At 37.3% G+C, this 21,728-nt stretch carries 25 protein-coding genes; 8 read left to right on the top strand and 17 right to left on the bottom strand.

What is annotated here, in order from left to right; all coding sequences use genetic code 11:
• Positions 1-54 precede the first annotated feature (54 nt).
• Positions 55-759 (top strand): class I SAM-dependent methyltransferase, encoded by a 705-nt coding sequence (locus tag V6670_RS00850; protein WP_338652240.1) that lies wholly within the window; start codon positions 55-57, stop codon positions 757-759.
• On the top strand, positions 756-1,799 hold the full coding sequence (locus V6670_RS00845; protein WP_338652239.1) for a saccharopine dehydrogenase NADP-binding domain-containing protein: 1,044 nt from the start codon (positions 756-758) through the stop codon (positions 1,797-1,799). Before V6670_RS00850 ends, V6670_RS00845 begins: the two co-directional genes overlap by 4 nt.
• Positions 1,800-1,849: 50 nt before the next feature.
• Here the strand turns inward: V6670_RS00845 and V6670_RS00840 are convergent, their stop codons facing one another.
• From V6670_RS00840 to V6670_RS00795, 10 genes are all read right to left on the bottom strand, one after another.
• The gene (locus V6670_RS00840) at positions 1,850-2,572 is read right to left on the bottom strand and encodes an amino acid ABC transporter ATP-binding protein (RefSeq protein ID WP_036125761.1); all 723 of its coding nucleotides are present in this window, start codon (positions 2,570-2,572) and stop codon (positions 1,850-1,852) included.
• Positions 2,565-3,224: an amino acid ABC transporter permease gene (locus V6670_RS00835; RefSeq protein WP_036125759.1), complete on the bottom strand. Its 660-nt coding sequence runs from the start codon at positions 3,222-3,224 to the stop codon at positions 2,565-2,567. Before V6670_RS00835 ends, V6670_RS00840 begins: the two co-directional genes overlap by 8 nt.
• A 146-nt stretch (positions 3,225-3,370) precedes the next feature.
• On the bottom strand, positions 3,371-4,165 hold the full coding sequence (locus tag V6670_RS00830) for a transporter substrate-binding domain-containing protein (protein WP_036125757.1): 795 nt from the start codon (positions 4,163-4,165) through the stop codon (positions 3,371-3,373).
• Between the two features lie 316 nt (positions 4,166-4,481).
• Complete coding sequence (locus V6670_RS00825) at positions 4,482-4,841, bottom strand: Na+/H+ antiporter subunit G (protein ID WP_036125106.1); 360 nt, start codon at positions 4,839-4,841, stop codon at positions 4,482-4,484.
• Entirely contained in the window at positions 4,819-5,103 is a 285-nt protein-coding gene (locus V6670_RS00820) for a Na(+)/H(+) antiporter subunit F1 (protein WP_058843768.1), read from the bottom strand. The genes V6670_RS00825 and V6670_RS00820 overlap by 23 nt, the downstream gene beginning before the upstream one ends.
• Entirely contained in the window at positions 5,103-5,585 is a 483-nt protein-coding gene (locus V6670_RS00815) for a Na+/H+ antiporter subunit E (RefSeq protein ID WP_036125100.1), read from the bottom strand. Before V6670_RS00815 ends, V6670_RS00820 begins: the two co-directional genes overlap by 1 nt.
• On the bottom strand, positions 5,585-7,090 hold the full coding sequence (locus V6670_RS00810) for a Na+/H+ antiporter subunit D (protein WP_036125097.1): 1,506 nt from the start codon (positions 7,088-7,090) through the stop codon (positions 5,585-5,587). The genes V6670_RS00815 and V6670_RS00810 overlap by 1 nt, the downstream gene beginning before the upstream one ends.
• On the bottom strand, positions 7,083-7,421 hold the full coding sequence (locus V6670_RS00805) for a Na(+)/H(+) antiporter subunit C (protein WP_036125094.1): 339 nt from the start codon (positions 7,419-7,421) through the stop codon (positions 7,083-7,085). The genes V6670_RS00810 and V6670_RS00805 overlap by 8 nt, the downstream gene beginning before the upstream one ends.
• 3 nt (positions 7,422-7,424) lie before the next feature.
• On the bottom strand, positions 7,425-7,847 hold the full coding sequence (locus V6670_RS00800; protein ID WP_036125091.1) for a Na(+)/H(+) antiporter subunit B: 423 nt from the start codon (positions 7,845-7,847) through the stop codon (positions 7,425-7,427).
• Positions 7,837-10,248, bottom strand: coding sequence for a Na+/H+ antiporter subunit A (locus tag V6670_RS00795; RefSeq protein WP_338652238.1), 2,412 nt, complete (start codon positions 10,246-10,248; stop codon positions 7,837-7,839). The genes V6670_RS00800 and V6670_RS00795 overlap by 11 nt, the downstream gene beginning before the upstream one ends.
• 567 nt (positions 10,249-10,815) lie before the next feature.
• Here V6670_RS00795 and V6670_RS00790 point away from each other — a divergent pair.
• Positions 10,816-11,502 carry a histidine kinase gene (locus V6670_RS00790; protein ID WP_036125087.1) on the top strand — a complete coding sequence of 229 codons (687 nt, stop codon included), beginning with the start codon at positions 10,816-10,818 and terminating at the stop codon, positions 11,500-11,502.
• Positions 11,503-11,535: 33 nt separating this feature from the next.
• Here V6670_RS00790 and V6670_RS00785 read toward each other — a convergent pair whose 3' ends face one another.
• Entirely contained in the window at positions 11,536-12,741 is a 1,206-nt protein-coding gene (locus V6670_RS00785) for an MFS transporter (RefSeq protein WP_036125084.1), read from the bottom strand.
• A gap of 102 nt (positions 12,742-12,843) precedes the next feature.
• Here V6670_RS00785 and V6670_RS00780 point away from each other — a divergent pair, with 102 nt between their 5' ends.
• Positions 12,844-13,563, top strand: coding sequence for a DUF421 domain-containing protein (locus tag V6670_RS00780; RefSeq protein WP_080717103.1), 720 nt, complete (start codon positions 12,844-12,846; stop codon positions 13,561-13,563).
• Positions 13,564-13,583: 20 nt separating this feature from the next.
• Here the strand turns inward: V6670_RS00780 and V6670_RS00775 are convergent, their stop codons facing one another.
• Entirely contained in the window at positions 13,584-14,288 is a 705-nt protein-coding gene (locus V6670_RS00775; protein WP_141905251.1) for a CBS domain-containing protein, read from the bottom strand.
• 218 nt (positions 14,289-14,506) lie between these two features.
• On the opposite strand from V6670_RS00775, the gene V6670_RS00770 reads away from it, so the two are divergent.
• Positions 14,507-14,680: a hypothetical protein gene (locus tag V6670_RS00770; protein ID WP_338652237.1), complete on the top strand. Its 174-nt coding sequence runs from the start codon at positions 14,507-14,509 to the stop codon at positions 14,678-14,680.
• Positions 14,681-15,133: 453 nt separating this feature from the next.
• Here the strand turns inward: V6670_RS00770 and V6670_RS00765 are convergent, their stop codons facing one another.
• The 5 genes from V6670_RS00765 to V6670_RS00745 form a co-directional block, all read right to left on the bottom strand.
• Positions 15,134-15,916 carry an ABC transporter permease subunit gene (locus V6670_RS00765; protein ID WP_338652236.1) on the bottom strand — a complete coding sequence of 261 codons (783 nt, stop codon included), beginning with the start codon at positions 15,914-15,916 and terminating at the stop codon, positions 15,134-15,136.
• Positions 15,913-16,797: an ABC transporter ATP-binding protein gene (locus V6670_RS00760; protein ID WP_141905249.1), complete on the bottom strand. Its 885-nt coding sequence runs from the start codon at positions 16,795-16,797 to the stop codon at positions 15,913-15,915. Before V6670_RS00760 ends, V6670_RS00765 begins: the two co-directional genes overlap by 4 nt.
• Positions 16,794-16,997, bottom strand: coding sequence for a PLD nuclease N-terminal domain-containing protein (locus V6670_RS00755; RefSeq protein ID WP_004233126.1), 204 nt, complete (start codon positions 16,995-16,997; stop codon positions 16,794-16,796). The genes V6670_RS00760 and V6670_RS00755 overlap by 4 nt, the downstream gene beginning before the upstream one ends.
• Before the next feature lie 111 nt (positions 16,998-17,108).
• Complete coding sequence (locus tag V6670_RS00750) at positions 17,109-17,540, bottom strand: dual specificity protein phosphatase family protein (RefSeq protein ID WP_141905248.1); 432 nt, start codon at positions 17,538-17,540, stop codon at positions 17,109-17,111.
• 20 nt (positions 17,541-17,560) lie between these two features.
• Entirely contained in the window at positions 17,561-18,508 is a 948-nt protein-coding gene (locus tag V6670_RS00745; protein WP_036124949.1) for a carbohydrate kinase, read from the bottom strand.
• Positions 18,509-18,847: 339 nt separating this feature from the next.
• On the opposite strand from V6670_RS00745, the gene V6670_RS00740 reads away from it, so the two are divergent.
• From V6670_RS00740 to V6670_RS00730, 3 genes are all read left to right on the top strand, one after another.
• Positions 18,848-19,411 (top strand): GNAT family N-acetyltransferase, encoded by a 564-nt coding sequence (locus V6670_RS00740; RefSeq protein WP_338652235.1) that lies wholly within the window; start codon positions 18,848-18,850, stop codon positions 19,409-19,411.
• An 18-nt stretch (positions 19,412-19,429) separates the two neighbouring features.
• Positions 19,430-20,344: a DMT family transporter gene (locus tag V6670_RS00735; RefSeq protein WP_036124953.1), complete on the top strand. Its 915-nt coding sequence runs from the start codon at positions 19,430-19,432 to the stop codon at positions 20,342-20,344.
• A gap of 199 nt (positions 20,345-20,543) precedes the next feature.
• The gene (locus V6670_RS00730) at positions 20,544-21,650 is read left to right on the top strand and encodes an extracellular solute-binding protein (protein WP_338654426.1); all 1,107 of its coding nucleotides are present in this window, start codon (positions 20,544-20,546) and stop codon (positions 21,648-21,650) included.
• Positions 21,651-21,728 lie beyond the last annotated feature (78 nt).

Genomic DNA, 21,728 nt, shown 5'->3' with positions numbered 1-21,728 from the left:
TATTTATAATTGAGAATAATTCTTAATTATATTGTACAACACGGAGGTATAAAAATGAAAAATCCACTACATGATTGGCACAGTCCCATTGTATCTACTTATCAAAATACCATTCGACAAAAAATTATAGGCTATGACCTCATCTATAACATGATGACAGATATACTTCGTGGTCACCCTGTCATTGATAACACTTTAGTAGTAGGGGCTGGCGGAGGTCAGGAACTTCTTACTCTAGGAGAAGCCTTCCCTTCCTCACATTTTACAGCCGTTGATACTTCAACAATCATGCGACAGGCTGCTGATCAGCGCATACAGCAGCTTGATCAAGACCTTCATATTGATTGGTATGAGGAGGATGTACTTTCCCTCAGATTCCACCATCCATATGATGTTGCTACCTGCCATTTGGTTTTACATTTTATAAAGGATCTCGAACAAAAAAAAGCACTACTGCAAAAATTGGCAACAAGCTTACAGAATGGGGGCGTCTTATTCATTTCTTCTATCAATGCTGATATGACAGACATAATATGCCAACAGCAACTCAAGTATTGGCGAAATTCCATGTACCAAAATGATGTTTCCGAAGAAAATTGGTTACGTTTTGAGCAGTCCTTTGACTCAACTATTTATCCAATTAAACTTGAATTATTGATTGACTTACTGCATGAGGTTGGCTTCACAAAGATTGTTCCCTATTTTAAATCATATTTAGTCGATGCATTAGTAGCCACGAAGGAAGAGGTAAATAAATGAGCAGAGAAAATATTTTAATTGTCGGAGGCTATGGTGAAGTCGGTAGTAAAATGGCAACTATGCTACTCACAAGCTATCCAAACAAAATATGGATTGCAGGTCGAAGCTTTGAAAAGGCAAAACAATTTTGCGCACAGCACCATCATCTTGCTAAGCCTATCCAAATGGATGTGTCCAAGACCGTAAACGCTCAGCAATTAGCCAATGTAGCACTTGTCATTATGTGTCTAGAGCAAAAAGATACTGCATTTGCACATCTCTGCTTGAAAGAAGGGATTATGTATATCGATATTACGGCAAGCTATGCCTTCCTAAAAAAATTAGAGGAACTCCATCCAATAGCTATACAGAATAATGCAACAGCCGTTTTTAGTGTTGGTATGGCACCTGGATTGACTAATTTAATGGCTATGCATGCTGCACAGCAATTAGCCTCCATCGAGAAACTCCATATTTCTATCCTACTAGGAGCAGGTGATACACATGGAAACGCGGCTATTCTCTGGATATTACACCAACTAAACATTCCGTTTTATAGTTATAAAAATAAAAAAACCACTAATTTTACTAATAGGAGAAAAGTTCCGTTTAAGGAGCTTGGAAAACGTAGTGTGTACCAATTCAACTTCTCAGACCAACATACATTAGCAAAGCATTTCCCTACTATTCCAATCATGACAAGATTGGGCTTTGATGTAGAGTCACTCAATTGGTTCGTATCCTTTTTGCAAAAAAGCCGAATTGCAAAATTGTTAAAATTCAACAAAATACAAACAACGCTCGCTTCTCTCATTCAAAAAATAAAAATTGGCTCAGAGGTATGTGGCATTCACGTAGAAGCCATTGGGGAAAAACATCATAAAGAAGCAGTCTTTACATTAGACTTTCTTGACCGTGATGAATCTCTTGTGACAGCAAAAGTTGCAACGGCGATTGCTAAAGAACTCCTGAACAACAAGCATCCCTTTGGAACTTATCATATTGAGGAACTGTTTACACTAGAAACATTACAAGCTCAATTCACATTTTCTTCCCAATAAAAAAGCATTTAGCACTCGCCTATACGGGAGAGCTAAATGCCTCTTATTATTTATAAAACTTTTTCCAAAAAATCCTTTGCACGCTGTGTTGATGGTGCTGTAAAAAACAGTTCTGGTGGAGCATCCTCAATGAGCTTACCACCATCAAGGAAAAGAATACGATCAGCAACCTCACGAGCAAAGCCCATCTCATGTGTCACAATCAACATGGTCATACCTGAATCTGCGAGGCTTTTCATAACTGCTAATACCTCTTTTACCATTTCAGGATCAAGTGCTGATGTAGGCTCATCAAATAATATAACTTTAGGGTCCATCGCAAGTGCTCGCGCAATGGCAACACGTTGCTTTTGTCCCCCAGATAATCGGTTTGGATATTCCTGGCGCTTCTCAAACAGTCCTACTTTCTTCAGTAGTTCTTCTGCTTTGTTGATAGCAGCTGTTTTATCTAACCCCTTCACATTGATTGGAGCATATGTTAAATTTTCTAGCACTGTTTTATGAGGGAAGAGATGAAAATGCTGAAATACCATTCCTACTTCGGCACGTATTTTCATAATATTTGTCCCTTTATCTGTAAGGACATCCCCTGCGATTGTTACCTTTCCACTCGTGGGGATTTCTAATAAGTTTAAGCAACGAAGGAATGTCGATTTACCAGATCCTGATGGTCCAATAATGGCGATTACTTCTTGTTCTTTGATTTCTGTAGAAATACCCTTTAGTACTTCATTTTGCCCATATGATTTGTGTAAATCTTCAATTTTAATCACTTTTTCTCATTCCTTTCTCGATTCGTTTACCAAGGAACGTTAAAACAAGCGTCATAAGGTAATAAATTACTCCCGCAAAAAGTAATGGCTCAAGATAACGGTATGTTGAACCTCCTACAATATAGGCACGACGCATAATATCTAATGCACTGATTACCGTCACAACGGCTGTTTCTTTATTTAATGTAATAAATTCATTAACTAAAGATGGTAAAATATTTTTTACTGCTTGTGGAATAATAATATCCTTCATCATTTTTGCATATGGAATACCAAGTGCTTGTGCCGCTTCCATTTGTCCTTTATCCACTGCATTAATACCCGCACGGATAATTTCTGAAATATAAGCACCAGAGTTTAAACCAAAAGCAATAATCGCTGTAGGAATTGGTTCAATTTGAATATCCAGTAATTGTGGTACTGCATAATAAATAATCAATAATTGTAATACAAGTGGTGTACCACGGAAAATCGACGTATAGAAATCAGCAAACCAACGTAAAACATTGACCTTACCAATTTTACATAATGCTAGTAGTATACCTACGATAAAACCGATGATGGATGCACCGATTGCAATTTGAAGTGTAACACCTATCCCTTTTAAAATATAAGGAATAGAGGGAACAATCGCCGTAAAATCTAAATTCACAGCGCTCCCTCCTTTCTTTTTCATCTTGATACAGCTATTGTTTTTTGTACAGAAGGTGAAACGTCGAGTATAGAAAACTCTCTCCTCTATAGGGGGAGAAGAAAAGCACAAGCGATAGCCCAAATAAGAGCTATCGCACGCTTTAATTATTCAACTTTTTCTAACCATTTTTCTTCTAACTCTTGAATTTTTCCTTCTTCTGCTAATTCTTTTAGTGCTTTGTTAATTTTATCTTTCAAATCGCTGCCCTTTGGAACTGCGATTGCTTTGAAATCTTCTGGTTGCTCTTCTACAGGAAAGGCTTCTAATTGGTCATTTGTTTTTAAATAACCTTTCGCAACGCCACCCTCTAAAATACCTGCGTCTAAGCGTTTAGACATCATATCTTGAATAATCTCAGGGATACGTGTACGTCCTTCTACTGCTACATCTACTTTTTTTGCAATATCATTACCTAAATTTTCTTGAATAGATGCTGTTTGTACACCAATCTTTTTTCCAGCCAAGTCAGCTTCTTTTTTAATGCCGCTATCCTTTTTAACAATGATTACTTGCTCTGTTTCATTGTATTGATCAGAGAAATCAACCACTTTTTCACGATCTGGGTTTGGCGTCATACCCGAAATAACTACATCAATTTTCCCTGCTTGTAATGCTGGTACTAAACTGTTGAAGTCCATATCTTGCACTTGCATGTCAACGCCTATTTTTTCTCCAACTAATTTGATTAAATCAATATCAAATCCAATAATTTCTTCGCCTTTAGCTGCATCAACATATTCAAATGGAGCATAGTCAGCTGAAGTACCAACCTTTAATACTTGCTTGTTCCCTGTATCAGTATTAGATCCTGTATCGCTTGCATTATTATCTTTAGTGCCGCATGCTGCAAGTACACCTATAACAAGTACAAGCATTACCATGAATAACTTGTTCTTCATAATCATTGATCTCCTTTTATTTATAATTTATTGTGTATGAGAATTCATTTCTCGAAAATAGTTGATTGGATATTTATTCATACTTAAGAATAAAAAATCTATCTGCTAATTAAGATATACTCTTTTGAAATAATAATCAAGATAAACTAAAAATATTTTAGCTAATTATTATATGCATAATTTTCAGATAAGTCAATTTATTTATATTTTAATTACTCTTTACTATACTATTTTCCGAAAGCACAACAATTATCCCATAAATATTGAATTAAAAATAAATAAAAAAAGACCCCCAATGAAATGGAGGTCCTCCAATTTATTTTTCCTCAGGAAACAACTTTGTCTTTAGCTCGTCCTCTCCAGAGCCCTCTGCTAATGGAACATGCGAACGATAAGCTGCGCGGCAGATTAAATGTCCAGCAACTGGTGCTGTTACAAAGACGAAAAGAATACCTAAAATGAGGCGTACACTGACAAAACCATCATGCACCCAAAAATAGATAAACGTACCTAATAAACAAGTTAACACTGATAATGTAGAGCTTTTCGTAGCAGCATGTGATCGTGTATACACATCTGGTAAGCGAATCATGCCAAATGCGCTAATAACGCTCACAATTGAACCTATCAAAATAAGGATGACGGCCGCCCATTCAATCATTTGATTTACGTTCAACAATCACACCTCTTTCAATATATTTGGTAAAGGCAATTGTACCAATAAACGCTAAAATACCTAAAATAAGAATGGCCTCCAAATATGCCTTCGTCTTTAAAATAATCGATACAATCGCAATGGCCGATAATAGATTTACACCAATTGTATCGAGAGCTATAGCTCGATCAGGCATTGATGGACCACGGATGACTCTATACAGCGACAGCGCAATGGAAATACTAAAAAAAGCAAGCGCTAGCAGTAGAACATTGGTAATCATTAGCGTGTCACCTCCATTATTGCTTGTTCAAATTTCCCAATTGAGCGTATGACAGCATCCTTAGACTGCTCAATGTCCATGGCATGAATATAAAAGACATCGCCCTCTTCTGATACTTCCATGACTACAGAGCCAGGTGTTAGCGTTAGCAGTAAGGCAAGAGCTGTAATCTCCCAATCGCCCTTAAGTACCGTTTTATACGTGAAAATACCAGGCGTAATGTTAAGCCTTGGAGTAGTTATTTGTCTTATAACGCTATAACTTGATAAAAATAGCTCCCAGTTAAACAGCCATAATAATTTTAAGATTGAAAAGACACGTCGCAAGTAAAATTGGGTGCCATAAAAGCGATGCATCGCATATAAAATACCCATACCTACAATAAAGCCCATTAAAAATGTCGAAAAATGTGGTGTCACTTCATCCTGTAAAAGTAACCAAAGTGTTGCGATAAATAAATTTAAGATAAACTGCATCGCCATTATTTATTCACCTCACCTTGCCATAAATCACCATCTAAAACAGCATCAATATAAATAGATGGTGTATAAAGTGTTTCCGCTGCATCTGTTACAAAAGGTGCCAATTTTTCAGCCCCAATACCTAAACCGAGTGTACATGCAGCTAATAGTGTTAATGGTAGTAGAATACGTTTTGGTAAAGGTTTTTCATCCTCTATACTAATGATGGTTTCTCCAAAAAAGGAAGAAAGAAATATTCGTAGCAGTGAATACAAAACAATTAAACTAGAGAAAAATCCTAGACCTAATAGAACAAAATTGCCACCTTCTATCGCACCTTGTCCAATTAAAACTTTTCCTAGAAAACCGCTTAATGGCGGTATACCAGCTAAAGAACACATAGCTACAAAGAATAACCATCCAAAAAAAGGATAATTTCGTATAAGTCCACTCATTTTATCTATTACCGTTTCTCCAGTGACATAAATCATCATACCAATTGCTAAAAACAGCATAGCCTTGGCTACCATATCATGCATTAAATAGTAGACAACGCCTTGCAAGGCTGATTCTGTACCAATCGCTAGACCAGCTACTATAAAGCCAACACCAATCAGCACATTGTAGGAGGCTATCGTTCTGACATCTCGTCCTGAAAGAGCGCCGATACAGCCTGCTATAATCGTGACTCCAGCCATTATGCCGAGTGCCATGTGTGTGACTTCCGTATTGTTAGGGAAAAGCAATGTAAAAGTACGTACAAGTGCATAGATTCCTACCTTTGTTAATAAAGCAGCGAATAAAGCAGCAATAGCAGTTGGTGGTACACTATAGGAGCCCGGCAACCAGAAGAATAATAAAAGTCCAGCCTTCAAGCTGAAGACAATTAAGAAAATAAGCGCCACTGTTGTAATAAGGGGATTAGTTCCTGCCTCCATCACACGAACAGATATATGGGCCATGTTTAATGTACCAACTGTGCCATATAGGAAAGCTAACGCCACTAAGAAAATCCAAGAGGCCACAATATTGATGAGCACGTATTTCAATGCTTCACGCAGTTGAATTTTCTCGCCACCTAAGCTAATAAGTGCATAGGAAGCAAGCAGCATTACTTCAAAACATACAAATAAGTTAAAAATATCGCCCGTCAAAAATGAGCCGTTAACGCCCGCTACCATGAGTAAGGTAAATGGATAAAAATACATTTTTTCATACCTTAACTCCATCGTAAAAATTGCATACAGTATACAAATAACAGCCACAAGATTAGCAACTAGCACTAATAATGTTGCAAATGAATCTGCCACAAATGAAATACCAAATGGCGGAGCCCAGCCACTAAAATCAATTCGCAATATACCTTGATGTTGAATCTCTAACAATAAAATAATGCTAATAATAACAATAAAGCTTAATGTCAATAAGCTGATGATACGTTGTAACATCACATGCTCTTTTAAAAAAACCAGTAAAATAGCTGTAATTACCGGTACAATTAATGGTAAGACAATTATATTACTCATCCGGCGTACCTCTCAATTCATCAAAATTCCCTGAACCATTTGTCTTGTACGCACGATAGCCTAAAACTAAAACAAATGCAGTAACAGCAAAGCTAATCACAATAGCTGTTAAAATTAACGCTTGTGGTAACGCATCTGTATAAGGGCCCTCTGATTCCCCTAATAATGGTACAGCTCCTTTTTTAAGACCTCCCATTGTCAGAATCAGTAAGTGGGCAGCATGTGATAAAACAGCAGTGCCTAATATAACACGCAATAACTGTTTCGAGAGGATTAAGTACGTTGCAACAGCTACTAATATACCTACTAAAACAAGTATTAAAGACTCCATTGGCTACTCATCCTCACTTATACTTAAAATAATTGTCACGACAACACCCACCACCGTTAAAGCTACACCCGCTTCAAAAATGGTTACGGTTGAAAAACCCATTTTCCCAAATATCGGCACATCAATATACGTATAGGCCTGTGTTAGAAACGGCACATCGAAAAACAACGAACCTATTGCAGTTCCAGTTGCAAGCAATACGCCTAATGCTGCAACCTTTTTAAAGTCAAATGGCATTCCTTTATGCACAGTTTCAATATCGTAGGCTAGGTATAATAAAACAATGCCAGAAGCTAACACGAGGCCACCTATAAAGCCACCACCTGGCGCGTGATGTCCAGCAAAGAACAAATACACGCCAAGTGTTAAAATAATGAACACGACTGTCTTTGTGACCGTCCTTAATATCACATCATTAATTTTCACGATCTGCTTCCTCCTTTCGTGGCTTAAGCTTTGTCAACATATAGACCCCTAAGCCAGCAATCAGAAGAACAACAACCTCTAACATCGTATCAAAGGCACGGAAATCCCCTAGAATTGTATTGACAATATTGGAACCCCCAGCCAATTCATAGGAATCATTGAAGTAAGTGGACACTGGTTCAAAGCGATCGTAGTGTACGACTGCCAATCCAACCATTGTTACGGTTGCCCCAACAAAAATGGAGATCATCGCTTTTGACCATTGAACCCTTTTGCGAGGAGCTTCCGGCATTAGATCTGGTAAATATTTAAAGCACAACAGGAATAAAGCCGTTGTTACCGATTCAACAACTAATTGTGTTAAAGCTAGATCTGGTGCACGGAAAATGACAAAGAAGAAGGCAATGGAATAACCTAATACACCATTTAACAGCATAGCTGTCACACGACCTTTTGCAAAAATCATCCAAACTGCTGCAAAAATCATGACAAATACAAGAATTAGCTCATAGTATTCAACAGTAGAGTCCATGTCAAAATGAAAGGTCATTGCGTCTGACCAAATAAAATAACCAGCAATAAGTGCAACGAAAAATACATATATATAGACAAAATAATGTGTTAAATTACCTGTCATATATTTACTAGTGAGCTTCTTAGAGCCGCTTTCACTCATCTCAATTATTCGATTGTAATACGTATTAAACGTATACTTTTGTGAAAATAGGCGATAAAGTGGCTTCCAGCTTTTTAATGTTTTGAATAAGATTATCCCAATAATAATGACACCTAGCGTCATTATTAATTCCGCATTGATGCCATGCCACGCATGGACATGTGGTGTTAATTCACTTGTTGTTGGGAATGTAGGATAAATACTTGCCATAGCAGGCTCTAAAATATAGTGACCTAGCACATTTGGGAAGAAAAAGATACCTATTACCAACAAGCATAAGATTATTGGTGAAATTAACATGCCAAACGGAGCTTCGTGTGGTTTTTTATCCATCTTCTCTGGCTGTAGTTTACCCAAAAATGTACGGCTAATTAATATCAAACTGTAAACAAATGTGAAGATACTCGCCACCCATGCTACTAATGGGAAAAACAGCCCTACATCAGCAATTGAGAATGCCTCTACATCTCGAATAGCCAATACCGCTGCAAAAAACATTTCCTTACTTAAGAAACCATTAAATGGCGGTAATCCTGCCATCGAGAAGCTACCGATAACTGCGATTGTAAATGTTATAGGCATTAAAGACATTAGGCCACCTAAACGGCGAATATCGCGAGTTCCTACTTCATGATCGACAATTCCAACCATCATGAATAAGGCTCCCTTAAATGTTGAGTGATTCACAAGGTGAAATAACGCCGCAAAGCTTGCTTGTGTATAGAGAATAGAATTTTCTGCATAGCCATAATAATGACCAACAGATCCAAGACCAAATAGACTCATAATTAAGCCCAGCTGACTCACTGTTGAAAAAGCTAATAAAGCTTTTAAATCCATTTGACGAACAGCATTAAAGGAACCCCAGAATAGTGTAATTAGACCAACGACACTGACTAGCCAGAACCAAATGGCTTCTCCCCCAAAGACTGGTGAAAAACGAGCGACTAAATAAATTCCTGCCTTAACCATTGTCGCTGAGTGTAAGTAAGCACTAACAGGAGTTGGTGCTTCCATTGCATCCGGTAACCAAATATGAAATGGGAATTGAGCAGATTTTGTAAAAGCTCCTAGTAAAATTAAAATTAGCGCTGGCGTAAACAGAGAATGATCACGTATTACTTCTACATTAGCTACAATTTCACGAATACTAAATGTTTGAGAGGCCACGTAAAGCATTAAGAAGCCTGCAAGCATCGATAGACCACCAAAGACTGTAATCATCATCGCCTTTTTAGCTCCTGCGCGTGATGCTTTTCTATGATGCCAAAAAGCAATTAATAGGAATGATGACACACTTGTTAGTTCCCAAAATGTGTATAATACCATTAGGTTATCTGAAAAAACAACGCCAAGCATAGCGCCCATGAATAGTAATAAATAGCAGTAAAAATGATGAAGAGATTCTTTCGTTGATAAATAAAAAATAGAATATAAAATGACTAAACTACCTACTCCTGTAATCAGTAAACCAAAAATCATACTGAGTCCATCAAGGTAAGTTGTGAAATTTATATTAAAAGAGGGAATCCACTCATATGTATGGATAAATGTTTTACCCTCGGCAAGTTGAGGAATATAGCGCGCGAGTAAAAGAAACAAGATAAGTGGAACAGATAAAACAAACCAGCCAAGATGTGTGACACGCCTTAGTCGCCTATAAAGCAATGGGATTAGTGCAGCACAAACAATTGGCAAAAGTATTGCGATGAGAACAGTAACCAAATGAAAACCTCCTACTATCAAAATCATCTAGCAAATTTTTGTGGTGATTGGAATGGTAAGTGCTAAGACTCTAGAAATTTGTTCAAGCTAAGTAACATATCAGATCTATTCTTGAAATTTTTTAAATGGAATGTGGTGGGGTGTGAAAAAGTGCCTTGTCGTTTATCAAAAATGGTTATTTTAGTTATTTAGTCACTTCTAACCCGATGCAAGCCTAAATAACTTGTGGAAAATCAGATAATTTATACAGTTGCAGCTTAGGTTATATCAGTACAATGAAGACACTTGACTATCTATTTAACACACTGCATAATAGTGTGGCATATGAAAGCAATTTTGCTCAGATGCACATAATGCATAAATTAAATAATTTTAAATTATTGATTTAAGCTTAATCCTTCAAGGGTTTTCCAATATATTTCCGTTAACTTTTATACGTTTTTAAGTATACAATATAAATGAGCATAATGCACTGTAACAGCATCAATTTTAGCTGTTTTAGGATAATTTTTTCGATACAACAGTGAAATTAACAAAATACCAACAGATAAGAGGTGTACATTTTTTATGAAGCATGTAAAAGGGCGTTTGGATGAAAGTATATTAGTTTGTGTTTACTACGGCTTAAATGGCGAACGTTTAATACGTCGTGGTCATAAGATGGCCACAATGCTAGATTGTCCACTCTATATTCTTTCAGTCGATTCGCAACCCCTTGATGCATTTGACGCAGAAAAATCTAGTTATATAGAGCAATGGAAGAAGCTATCAGATGAACTTGAGGTTGAAAAATTCATTTTGCAAGATAATGAAAAACGCCCCATTCAAAAAGTTATTGCAGAAGTCGCAAAGAGTTATGGTATTTCGCAAATTATCGTAGGGCAAAGCGCACAAAGTCGTTGGGAGGAAATCACTAAAGGTTCTTTCCTAAACGTACTGTTAAAAGAAGTTCCTTTTGTAGACTTTCATATTGTGGCTGTTCAACGTCCAACAGACGATGATGCAAATGAAACATATGAAAAAGGAGTGCGTGCTTACTTAATTAAAGAGCAGGATCACTTTAAAGTAGCATTTACTTGCCCTAAATATGTATCCATCGAAGGTATATTTTTCAAGGAAATTGGCACGGACTTTGACAATGGCATCTTTAAATTTACTTACAATGATAAAATGCATGAAGTTCATATTTCAGAGGGTTACGTGATCGATCAAGAGAAGTTGCCAGCAGAATTTTTAGCTCCATTAAGACAATAAAAAGACGCGTACCTCTTAAAGAGGACGCGTTTTTTAAACTGCAGTGGATGCTGGTTTATCCTTCGGTAAAAAGAAGGCAATCAACAATAATAACGGTAATAAGGAAACGACCATCATAGTAAAATCAATCCCTTTATGATCCATTAAAATGCCGATAACCATCGCGCCTATTGCTCCCATACCAAAAGCAAAGCCCGTTGTTAAGCCAGCCATTGTACCAATTTTTGTTGGTACTAGCTCTTGAGCATAGACCACCGTTACGGAGAAGCTAATCATAATCAATGTACCGATAATGACTAAAAATATCATAGCGGCCCATAATGGTACATAGGGCAATGCTAAACAAAATGGCATTGGCACTACAACAGAAAGAATAATGACATTCTTTCTACCAATACGATCTGATAAAGAGCCTCCGAAAAATGTACCTACTACCCCAAATGCCATGAAGGTGAATATTAATATTTGTCCTAGTCGCAGGCTGACATCATAGTGATCCATCAAATAAAACACATAAAAGCTTGTTATATTTGTTGTATAAAATGATCGTGCAAAAATAATTGTAAATAATAATGTTAACGCAATTCCTACTTGTTTCTTTGTTAAAGGAGGCAATGTTGAGATTAGTACACGTTTTTTCTTCGCTATACGCTCTTGCTCCAATTGTTTTTTATACCATGTAGCTATTTTACTCAATAAAATGATACCGAACGTTGCAACGACTAATACGATTGCAGCACCACGCTGCCCGAAAATATCAAAGATGTACGCACTAATTAACGGTGCAAGAGCTTGTCCTGAATTTCCCCCTACTTGATAGATAGACTGAGCAAGTCCTCTTTTAGAACCAGCTGCCATAAATGAAACTCGCGATCCCTCAGGGTGAAATATAGCTGAACCAAAGCCGATAAATAATACCGCAATAATAATAATCCAATACTGTGTTGTAAACGCGATAATGGCGATACCTATAAAAGAACTAATCATACCTATTGGTAAAGCATAGGGCATTGGTTTTTTATCACTGATAAAGCCTACAGCAGGCTGTAATGCAGAAGCAAATATGTTTAAAACAAAAGAAATCATACCAATTTGTGTAAAGGTCAAACCTAATTCACTCTTAAATATCGGAAACATCGCTGGGATAACAGCTTGCATCGTATCATTGATAAGGTGAGCAACACCGATTGCAACCATAATTGGATAGATTGGATTTGTTAAATTTAATTGTTTATTCATGTTGCCACCTCGCTCATATTTTGTTTATACAGGATTGTCGCATACTATCGACCATTTTGCACAAGCTATAGTTCGACAGCTGTAAAAGGAGTTGATATATGCATGGAAAGCTTTATTCATGCTCACTTTTGGGAAATGATTCTTCGAACAACACTTTCTTTTTTTGCATTACTCATTCTGGCACGTATACTTGGGAAAAAACAATTGGGCCAGTTAACATTCTTCCACTATATTACAGGTATTACATTTGGTTCGATTGCTTCAGAAATAGCCTCACAGGAAGAAACACCTTTTTTAGATGGTATGATATCCCTCGTTTGGTGGAGTGCTTTAACCTATTTGATGACCGTCATTACCATTAAATCTAAAAAAGCTCGTGTTCTCATCGATGATAAACCTACCATCGTTATTCAAAAGGGGCTCATATTAGAATCAGCTCTACAAAAAAATCGTCTTCATTTAGATGAGCTAACAATGATGCTACGTGAACAAGCCATTTTTTCTGTACAGGATGTTGAATATGCTATGTTAGAAACAAATGGTAAACTCAGTGTTTTACAAAAAACTTCTGAGCAGGTGGCTACAAAGCAGGATGTGAAAGCGGATGTATCACCACCTACTTATCTGCCTACAGAAGTCATTTCGGATGGTCAACTTATTACAGAAAATATAGTTGAGCTTGAGCTAACAGAAGATTGGGTATTGAAAAAATTGAAAAAACAAAATGTGCAATCAGTAGAAGAAGTTTATTTTGCTCAAGTCCAAACAAATGGATCCTTATACATTAGCCTAAAAGACAAGTCGAGACATTCAAGCCCTTAATTGTTTGTCTCGTTTCTTTGTTAGTCGATCTTTACTATATCTAATGGTGTAATGATACCTAGTAATTTTTGATGTGGTTCGCCATGCTCTGTTATTAGTAAGGCCTCGAAGCGCCTTCCCCTTTCGACCCCTTGTTTAAAAATCTCCTCAGCCTCATAGATCGTTAATGATCTACTGATAAATTTGTAATTTACTCTATTTTTCTCATGCCTTAAAATATCATGCAACGTAGGAATCCTTTTTGGTAGATGGTCACCACCCATTTTTGAAGCAAGCCAATTGGTAATTCCTACTGTCGTGATAAGCCCTTTAAATTGCTTATTATAATAAACGGGGAACTGCGTAAATTTGCGTTGGCGTATTACTTTTAGCACATGTTTCAATGAATCGTTTTCCTGAAAAACCAGTACTCTTTTACGGAACATTTGTCCCACCAGCGTTGGCTTAGCAAGGGTAGCATCTATGTATTCAATTCTTTCTACAACATCGGTATGTGGTTCTGCAATGACATAATGTAAGGAAGTACGATGATGCACAATAGCATTACGTAAGTCGGCATATGAGCGTAAATCATCCTCATATTTCTTCACCAAGACATCCTTTTTCTTTGCTTGATCAATCAGTCGATAAAAAGCCATAAAATCCTTGGCTCCTACAATATCTCGTAATCTATGATCTATTCGATTAAACGCTGTCAGGAAACGATCGGAGTTTTCAGTCCCCACTTTTCATGTACCTTCTTTCTCTATTCATCTATATATTTTCCGAGTTATTTGACAAATTTCGAGTTACACCCATTATATTCCTAAGTTATAGAGATTCCAAGAATGTAGTTTTTAAATATATAAATGAATTAACAATTCCCCCTTGAAAATGACGTAACATTATTTTATATACTAGCTGTAACAGAGAGGGGTATTAGTTATTTTGCTGACGATTCACCATGTTTCCAAGCAAACTGGCATTACTGTTCGCACATTATGAGGAGATTGAACTGTTACTTCCAACAGCAAAGGCGGAGGGTGGACAGAGGATTTACGATGAAAATGCCACAACAAATCGTATTTTTAAAGGCATTAGGATTCAAATTAAAAGAAATTCAAACTCTAATAAATAATTCATGGGCGTGGCAATCAAGTTAACTTTTATAGCGGAGGAACAAAAGAAATGACAACAGATGGTGAGTGCCTTACTTGGATTAAAGAACGCTTCGGCTATTGAGGGAGGGCTAAAAGAGTTCCTTATCCAGAAATTCATCCAGCTTTCGAATCAATAACGAGATAAAAAGCAAGCTTTCCGACAGCAAATTTTTGTAGCTGCCGAAATAGATCGCATTAACTTGGTGATGATTACACCAGGAATCATTCTACTTGTTATCCTTCTTCTATTCCGTCGATTTATGAATCAACCGTTAAGAAAAATCCAAACACTTTTTGATCAAAGTACAAGTTCTGCTCTTTCTTGGATTATGTTCTTTGTCAGGCTAATACTGCTTATAAATGGTGGGATGATTTAAAAATAAAAAACGGTAAAAACTCATCGTAAACTGGTTTTTACCGTTTTATCTTTTTTAGATTTTTGCCATAGACGCATTTCTTTTCATCATCGCGATCCCAATGCTAATACAGATAATTGTTAATGCCACAGTGATTATTAGGCTCCACCAATAGTCTGACATGTCCATTGCTCCTCGTACTAGCAAAATTCCATAGCTCGCTAGTTTCCAAGGAGATATTGTCCAAAAGATTCCCACTATCATATCTACGATTTGCCCTACAAAGATCACCGTAAATGTACATGTAGTAGCTATAACCGTTTTAAAACTAGCACTCATCAGTAATGAGACAGCTATTACAAATAACAGCCAAATATAGTACGTACAAAAACTAATTAGTAGTGTTCCAATGTCCAAAGTTCCATATAATATGCTTGTGTAATATACACTTGCAGCAAAGCCAGCTAAAATACTTACAAAACAAACTGTGCCTATAACAATAAACTTACTCATAAAGTAGGCGCCATATGAAATGGGGCGTGCATATAAGAGGGTAGCCATGCCACTTGCTCGTTCTTTACTAATAGCCCCTACAAATGAAGCCATCATCACCAGTAAGCCTATTGTTTGAAACTGTCCAATAGAAGCTTGGAGTAAATCAACTGGCACTAATTCTGGCATCAGCATTTCAAAGCCCTCAGGTACATTCCCAACAGCATTTAATATATCCATCATATAATAGCTTGTTAGTGGATCATTCATTCCAAGCAAAGCAAACACGAGAGGTATCCATAAAAATTTCCAGCTCCTCCATGCTTCTCTATATTCCTTTTGCAGAAGTACTTTGAATCCACTCATGCTTTTTTCGCCACCTTCATGAAAATTTCTTCCAGAGATGCTGTTTGTCGCTCCACTTTTCGGATGGTATAAGGACATGCACTTAAGCGTTGTAGCAGCTCCTTCATCGTTGGCTCCTCATTCACAACCTCGATATACACATAACAACCTATTATAGTATAGGATGGATCCGCAAAAAGCTTCGCCTCTTCTTCAGTGCCAAATTCAATTACATAGTTTTGCTCATCAAAACGTTGCCGTACCTCTCGTAATGTACCCTGTTCTACTAGCTTTCCATTTTGCAAAAATAATAGCTGGTCTGTCATTTCTTCCGCATCATTTAAAATATGCGTTGAATATAAAATGGTTGTCTCTTGTTGTAAACCTTTTAATAAATCGAGCACTTCTCTGCGTCCAACGGGATCTAATGCTGAAACAGGTTCATCTAATAGCAGTAATTTAGGCTTATGCACAATTGCCTGGGAAATACCAAGACGTTGCTTCATTCCCCCAGAAAAAGTGGCTATTTTTTTATGTAGCGCATCCCCCAACCCTACGAACTCTAATGTTTTTTGTGCTTCTAATTTAGCTTTTTTGACTGCTACACCATTCAACCTAGCAGCCATTTCTGTAAACTCTAATGCACTTAGCCATGGATGAAACTGCGGATATTGAGGTAAAAACCCTATATTCGCACGTAAATCTCCATTTAACATCCTTACACTTCCAGCAGTCGGTTTTAAAAGCCCTGTTAACATAGATAAAGTTGTTGTCTTGCCAGCTCCATTTGGTCCAATTAAAGCCGTTGAAGTCTTTTCTTCTAACACGAAATGAATATTATCTACAACTGTGTGCTCTGCAAATTGCTTGGTCAAACCTGTAACTTGAAGTAATGTTGTCATGACTGCTTTCTCCCTACTATAAAGTACGCAATGGACCCTAATAGATTGGCAAATAGAATGATAAATACCCATAAAATTTTAGGACCATTTGTGGCATGGATTTTACGCAGATCAATAAGTGCTACGATCATTAATATAATTTGAACGATGATGAGCGGTGCGATAACCGCCCATGGAACCTTTGCTAATTCCTCCATCATACAGATCACCTCATCATTTGTTATACATTAACTATAACAACTTTGTTCTAATATGTATAGAACAAAATAAAATTTAATAAAAAAGATGCACCCTAATAGGTACATCTTTTTTTATTTATATAGTTGTTGCAATGCATCTTCCATTTTTGGGCGAATGGATACTTGTGGACGAGCTTTTTTAACTGCTGCTTCTGCTTCCTCTAATGAATTGGCCATTCCCAGCTCCATTAATACGGCTGCGGCGGCAACACCTGCACGTCCGCTACCACTTCCACAGTGAATATATACTTTTTGCCCGTCCTCGAAGGCTGATGCAATTTCTTTCGCTACTTGTTGAATAGATGGTGCTACCTCAATCTCTTCATCTGCAATTGGCAAATGTTTATAAGAATAAGGAACTGTTTGCTGCTCTTGTGTGGAAAGCCCTTGAACGCGAACATCTATCACAATATTTACGGATTCTTGTGCAAATGCAGTCTCAGCGTCTTTTGCACCACCAAAGAATAGTCGATCTTCTACTAAAACATCGTAGTTCTTTTCCATATTCTCCACATCCCACATGTTTATTTCAGTAAATGCTTAATGTCCTCATAATATGGTAGGGCAGTTAATGCACCTGCTTTTGTGGCAGCAAAAGCTCCTAATTTATTGCCGAAGCTTGTACAGCGCACGAGTTCTTCTTGCGTTGTAGGTAAGCCATTATAATGGACATCACGTAGTACGCCTGCCATAAATGCATCACCCGCACCTGTCGTATCTACAGGTACTACCTTCTCCGTGGGCACATGGAGAACCTCACCATTAAGTACAGCATAAGTACCATTTTCTCCTACTGTGATTAAGATAATAGGCACTAAATAGCTATTGAGATGTGCAATGCCCTCTTCTAAGGTAGTTGTCTCTGTCAGGAAGAATAATTCATCATCCGTAACCTTTAAAATATCAACATCCTCAAAAAATGATGTAATCGTCTCTCGACAAATTTCCTCACTGCTCCAACGTAACGGGCGAATATTGGCATCCATTGCAATAATTGCACCCTTGTCCTTTGCCATTTCTACAGCAGCTCGCGTTGTAGCAAGTGCTGTTGGATGGAACATAGTACCTGAACATACTGTTAAAGCAGAAGCATGTTTAAAAGCTGCTTCATTTAGCTGTGATGGTTCCACTTGTAAATCGGGTGTTTCATCAACATAATCTTTAAAAATCCGCTCACACGCTTCTGTAAGATGCACATATACACCACTTACTCGCTTTGCTGGATTAAATACGGCATAATCCAGTTGTACACCCTCTTGGGCAAGCCCATCTCGCACAAATTGAGAGCCTTCGTCATCCCCTGTAATAGTAATTAATGCCGACGGTGCCCCAATTCGGCTAATACCAGCTGCAACATTTACCGTTGCACCACCCATATATTTAGTAAATGATGTGTTTGTTACATCATCAGCAATATAGTCAATAAAAGCATCTCCATAGACTAATATAAAATCCTTCTCTTGCTTTGTCATGATTGTCCTCCAAAATGTCTAGTCATTATAGATTAACACGAAAATTGTCATTCTATCAATGACGCCGGGGCGTCATTGCGTCCAAATATTTTCGAGCTGACGAGTAGAAGTGAATCTATAACTGTCCGTCCTGTCCTGTGACAACAGTTAACTGATCTGCATCATACAAGCCTCTTTTCAAAATCTTTGATATCAGCTAGAGACATTGTTTTAATATAGTGTTTTGTTGAACACCTGCTGAATTAAGATAATGGGTTTTACTTTTGTTAGTGGGCTATAAAATTTGAGTCAATCTCTATCTTTGTTATACTTGCCTATAGAAAGGTAGGGATTATCAAGATGAGTATTACAATTCGACAAGCGCAACCACATGATGCCCATGCCGTTGTGCCTCTTATTATCGATGCAATTGGTGATATTGCTAATCGCTTAACTGGCGAGAAATCAGATGAAGCTGTTATACAAGAACTGACAATTCTTTTTCAACGTGACGACAATCGACATTCTTATTTAAATACCTTTGTCGCTACTGAAGGAGAGCAAATATTAGGGATTCTCGTTTATTATCACGGTGCACAAGCTGTTCACATGGATGCTAACCTTGTTAAATGGCTAGAAGCAAAAAACGCTACATCCATTGTCATTGATCAAGAAGCACATGAAGATGAGGCCTATATCGATACTGTTTGCGTAGCACCAGAAGCACGAGGTAAAGGAATTGGAACATTGCTATTACAATTTGCCGAAGAGCTAACAAAGCAGCGCGACTATACAAAATTATCATTAAATGTTGAAACCCAAAAAGAAGATGCTCGCCGACTTTATGAGCGTTTGGGCTTTGTTATTACAGAGCCATGGTCTATAATCGATGAGCCATTCCATCACATGGTGAAACAGTTTTAGGAAGTGAAATATTTATATATGAAAACAAATTTTATTTACCCTCTTTTGATTGTCATTGCTTCTAGTAGCTACGGTATATTGTCAACGATTGTCAAAGTAGCTATGCAGCATGGCTTTACAACATCAGAGGCAGTATCAAGTCAGTATATAATTGGCTTTTTACTCGTTGTAGCCATTTTTATTTTTACAGACAGAAAATTACCAAGTCCATCCAAAAAAGGCTTGCTTATTTTAATTTGTGCTGGAATTTTTACTGGGACGACAGGAATAGTGTATGGAGAATCTTTAAAATATCTACCCGCTTCTCTTGCGGTAGTCATGCTATTCCAATTTACATGGATTGGTCTGCTAATTGATTGTGCCCTACACAAAAGATTACCAAGTCGACCTGAAGTAATTTCGATCATTATCTTATTTGCAGGAACTATTTTAGCTGCTGGTGTATTAAATGTAGATTTAAGTGGCATCCCTATCCAAGGGTGGCTATTTGGCTTTGCAGCAGCCTTTACCTTTGCTTGCTTCATTCAATTCAATTCGCGGCCTGTCGAGGGTGTTACTACGACTTCTCGGGTATTAATCGTTTCCTTCGTAGCCCTTATTATGATTAGTATTTTCCTTAGCCCTGAGGTTATTTGGAATGGCCAATTATTCATGCAAGGCTTATGGAAATTTGGACTAGCACTAGGTCTTTTCGGTATCATTTTACCAATTTACTTATTTTCAATCGCTATTCCTAAAGTCGGTGGTGCGCTAGCTTCCATTTTAAGTGCCATCGAATTACCAGTTGCCGTTACAGTTTCGGTTATTGTTCTACATGAACCTTTAACCGCTGTACAAATCGTAGGGATTATTCTCGTTATTGCTGGTATGATGCTGCCGACCATTATTGCACAACGGCAACAAAAAGACAGCTTATTAGAAGCTCATTCATAAATCGACAAAAAACTCCTTAAAAATGGAATGATTCCTTTTTAAGGAGTTTTTTCGAATTTTGCTGAAATGACATTGCTTACTGTTAAGTACTTAGCTATGATGAAGGCAAATGTAATTTTTTAATAATTCTAACATTAATCTTATCCTTTCGTATTATACTGCAATATGCAAGTACCTTACTTTATGAAAGGAGAAGATGATGAGAAAAACCCGCATTCTTGGTTTTTTCCTTGTGTTGATGTTTTTGGCTTTAGCTGCTTGTAATGGCAATAATAAGCAAAATTCTACAGATGGTGCAGCAAATAAAGACAAAACATCTAATGGTGATAAAACAGAAGTGGCAGCAACGACACCTTCAGGAAAGCTTGTCATTTACACAGGTCGTGATGAAGAAATGGTGCAAAATGTGATCGATCAGTTTAATGAAAAATACCCAGACATTGAGGTCGAGTTTTTAACGATGGGGGCACAGCAAATTTTAGAGCGACTCCGCGGTGAAAAGGCCAATCCACAAGCAGATTTTTGGTGGGGTGGGACGCAATCCGCTCTCATTGTTGGAGCAAATGAAGACTTATTGCATGCTTGGCAGCCTAGCTTTATCGGTGCCATTGATGCCTCACACAAAGATGCAGATGGACGTTGGTTTGGTGAGATGTTGCTACCAGAAGTCATTATGATTAATAGTGATTTACTGACAAAAGAAACAGGGCCTCAGGACTGGGATGACCTATTAGATCCTAAATGGAAGGATCAAATTCTAATTAGAGGTGTGCTTGCGTCAGGTACAATGCGCACAATTTATTCCTCTATGATTGTACGACAGGGAGACGATTCACCTGATAAAGGCTATGAATGGTTATTACAATTAGACGCTAATACAAAGGAGTACACACAAGATCCTAATGCCTTATATTTAAAGCTAACACGACAAGAAGGTAGTGTTTCTTTATGGAACTTGCAAGATATTTTATTAAAGAAATATACGACTGATTATCCTTTTGATTATATTTATCCAAAAAGTGGTGCACCCATTTTAGTAGATGGTGTAGCCGTTGTAAACAATGCGAAAAACTTAGAAAATGCAAAACTATTTGTAGAGTTCTTATTTGAAAAAGAAATGGTGACACAATTAGCGAATGATTATTATCAAATTCCTACACGTTCTGATATCGATAAAGCTTCCATGCCAGAATGGTATCAGGAATTAGATTTAAAAACGTTCGATATTGATTGGCAGCTAATGTCTGACAAAGAAGCTGAATGGATGGAATATTGGGATAACAATGTAAAAGGGCGCGGCAAATAATAAAATAGGTAAAAATTCGACTTATACTGCGAATTTTTACCTTCCTGTATCATCTGCATTCTTTGCTAGAGAGGAGTT

The sequence above is a fragment of the Lysinibacillus sp. Y5S-8 genome (genome assembly GCF_036894365.1).
In the GTDB taxonomy this organism is placed as follows: Bacteria; Bacillota; Bacilli; order Bacillales_A; family Planococcaceae; genus Lysinibacillus; species Lysinibacillus fusiformis_D.
Note: the sequence above shows the minus strand (reverse complement) of the source record. Positions and strands in the feature narration are given on the sequence as shown.

What these genes read in the sequence shown, in the direction of transcription:
- V6670_RS00850 (WP_338652240.1), top strand. Translation starts at nt 55, where the DNA reads ATGAAAAATCCACTACATGATTGGCACAGTCCCATTGTATCTACTTAT.
- V6670_RS00845 (WP_338652239.1), top strand. Translation starts at nt 756, where the DNA reads ATGAGCAGAGAAAATATTTTAATTGTCGGAGGCTATGGTGAAGTCGGT.
- V6670_RS00830 (WP_036125757.1), bottom strand. Translation starts at nt 4,165, where the DNA reads ATGAAGAACAAGTTATTCATGGTAATGCTTGTACTTGTTATAGGTGTA.
- V6670_RS00820 (WP_058843768.1), bottom strand. Translation starts at nt 5,103, where the DNA reads ATGATTACCAATGTTCTACTGCTAGCGCTTGCTTTTTTTAGTATTTCC.
- V6670_RS00815 (WP_036125100.1), bottom strand. Translation starts at nt 5,585, where the DNA reads ATGGCGATGCAGTTTATCTTAAATTTATTTATCGCAACACTTTGGTTA.
- V6670_RS00810 (WP_036125097.1), bottom strand. Translation starts at nt 7,090, where the DNA reads ATGAGTAATATAATTGTCTTACCATTAATTGTACCGGTAATTACAGCT.
- V6670_RS00805 (WP_036125094.1), bottom strand. Translation starts at nt 7,421, where the DNA reads ATGGAGTCTTTAATACTTGTTTTAGTAGGTATATTAGTAGCTGTTGCA.
- V6670_RS00790 (WP_036125087.1), top strand. Translation starts at nt 10,816, where the DNA reads ATGAAGCATGTAAAAGGGCGTTTGGATGAAAGTATATTAGTTTGTGTT.
- V6670_RS00785 (WP_036125084.1), bottom strand. Translation starts at nt 12,741, where the DNA reads ATGAATAAACAATTAAATTTAACAAATCCAATCTATCCAATTATGGTT.
- V6670_RS00780 (WP_080717103.1), top strand. Translation starts at nt 12,844, where the DNA reads ATGGAAAGCTTTATTCATGCTCACTTTTGGGAAATGATTCTTCGAACA.
- V6670_RS00770 (WP_338652237.1), top strand. Translation starts at nt 14,507, where the DNA reads ATGTTTCCAAGCAAACTGGCATTACTGTTCGCACATTATGAGGAGATT.
- V6670_RS00765 (WP_338652236.1), bottom strand. Translation starts at nt 15,916, where the DNA reads ATGAGTGGATTCAAAGTACTTCTGCAAAAGGAATATAGAGAAGCATGG.
- V6670_RS00760 (WP_141905249.1), bottom strand. Translation starts at nt 16,797, where the DNA reads ATGACAACATTACTTCAAGTTACAGGTTTGACCAAGCAATTTGCAGAG.
- V6670_RS00755 (WP_004233126.1), bottom strand. Translation starts at nt 16,997, where the DNA reads ATGATGGAGGAATTAGCAAAGGTTCCATGGGCGGTTATCGCACCGCTC.
- V6670_RS00750 (WP_141905248.1), bottom strand. Translation starts at nt 17,540, where the DNA reads ATGGAAAAGAACTACGATGTTTTAGTAGAAGATCGACTATTCTTTGGT.
- V6670_RS00745 (WP_036124949.1), bottom strand. Translation starts at nt 18,508, where the DNA reads ATGACAAAGCAAGAGAAGGATTTTATATTAGTCTATGGAGATGCTTTT.
- V6670_RS00740 (WP_338652235.1), top strand. Translation starts at nt 18,848, where the DNA reads ATGAGTATTACAATTCGACAAGCGCAACCACATGATGCCCATGCCGTT.
- V6670_RS00735 (WP_036124953.1), top strand. Translation starts at nt 19,430, where the DNA reads ATGAAAACAAATTTTATTTACCCTCTTTTGATTGTCATTGCTTCTAGT.
- V6670_RS00730 (WP_338654426.1), top strand. Translation starts at nt 20,544, where the DNA reads ATGAGAAAAACCCGCATTCTTGGTTTTTTCCTTGTGTTGATGTTTTTG.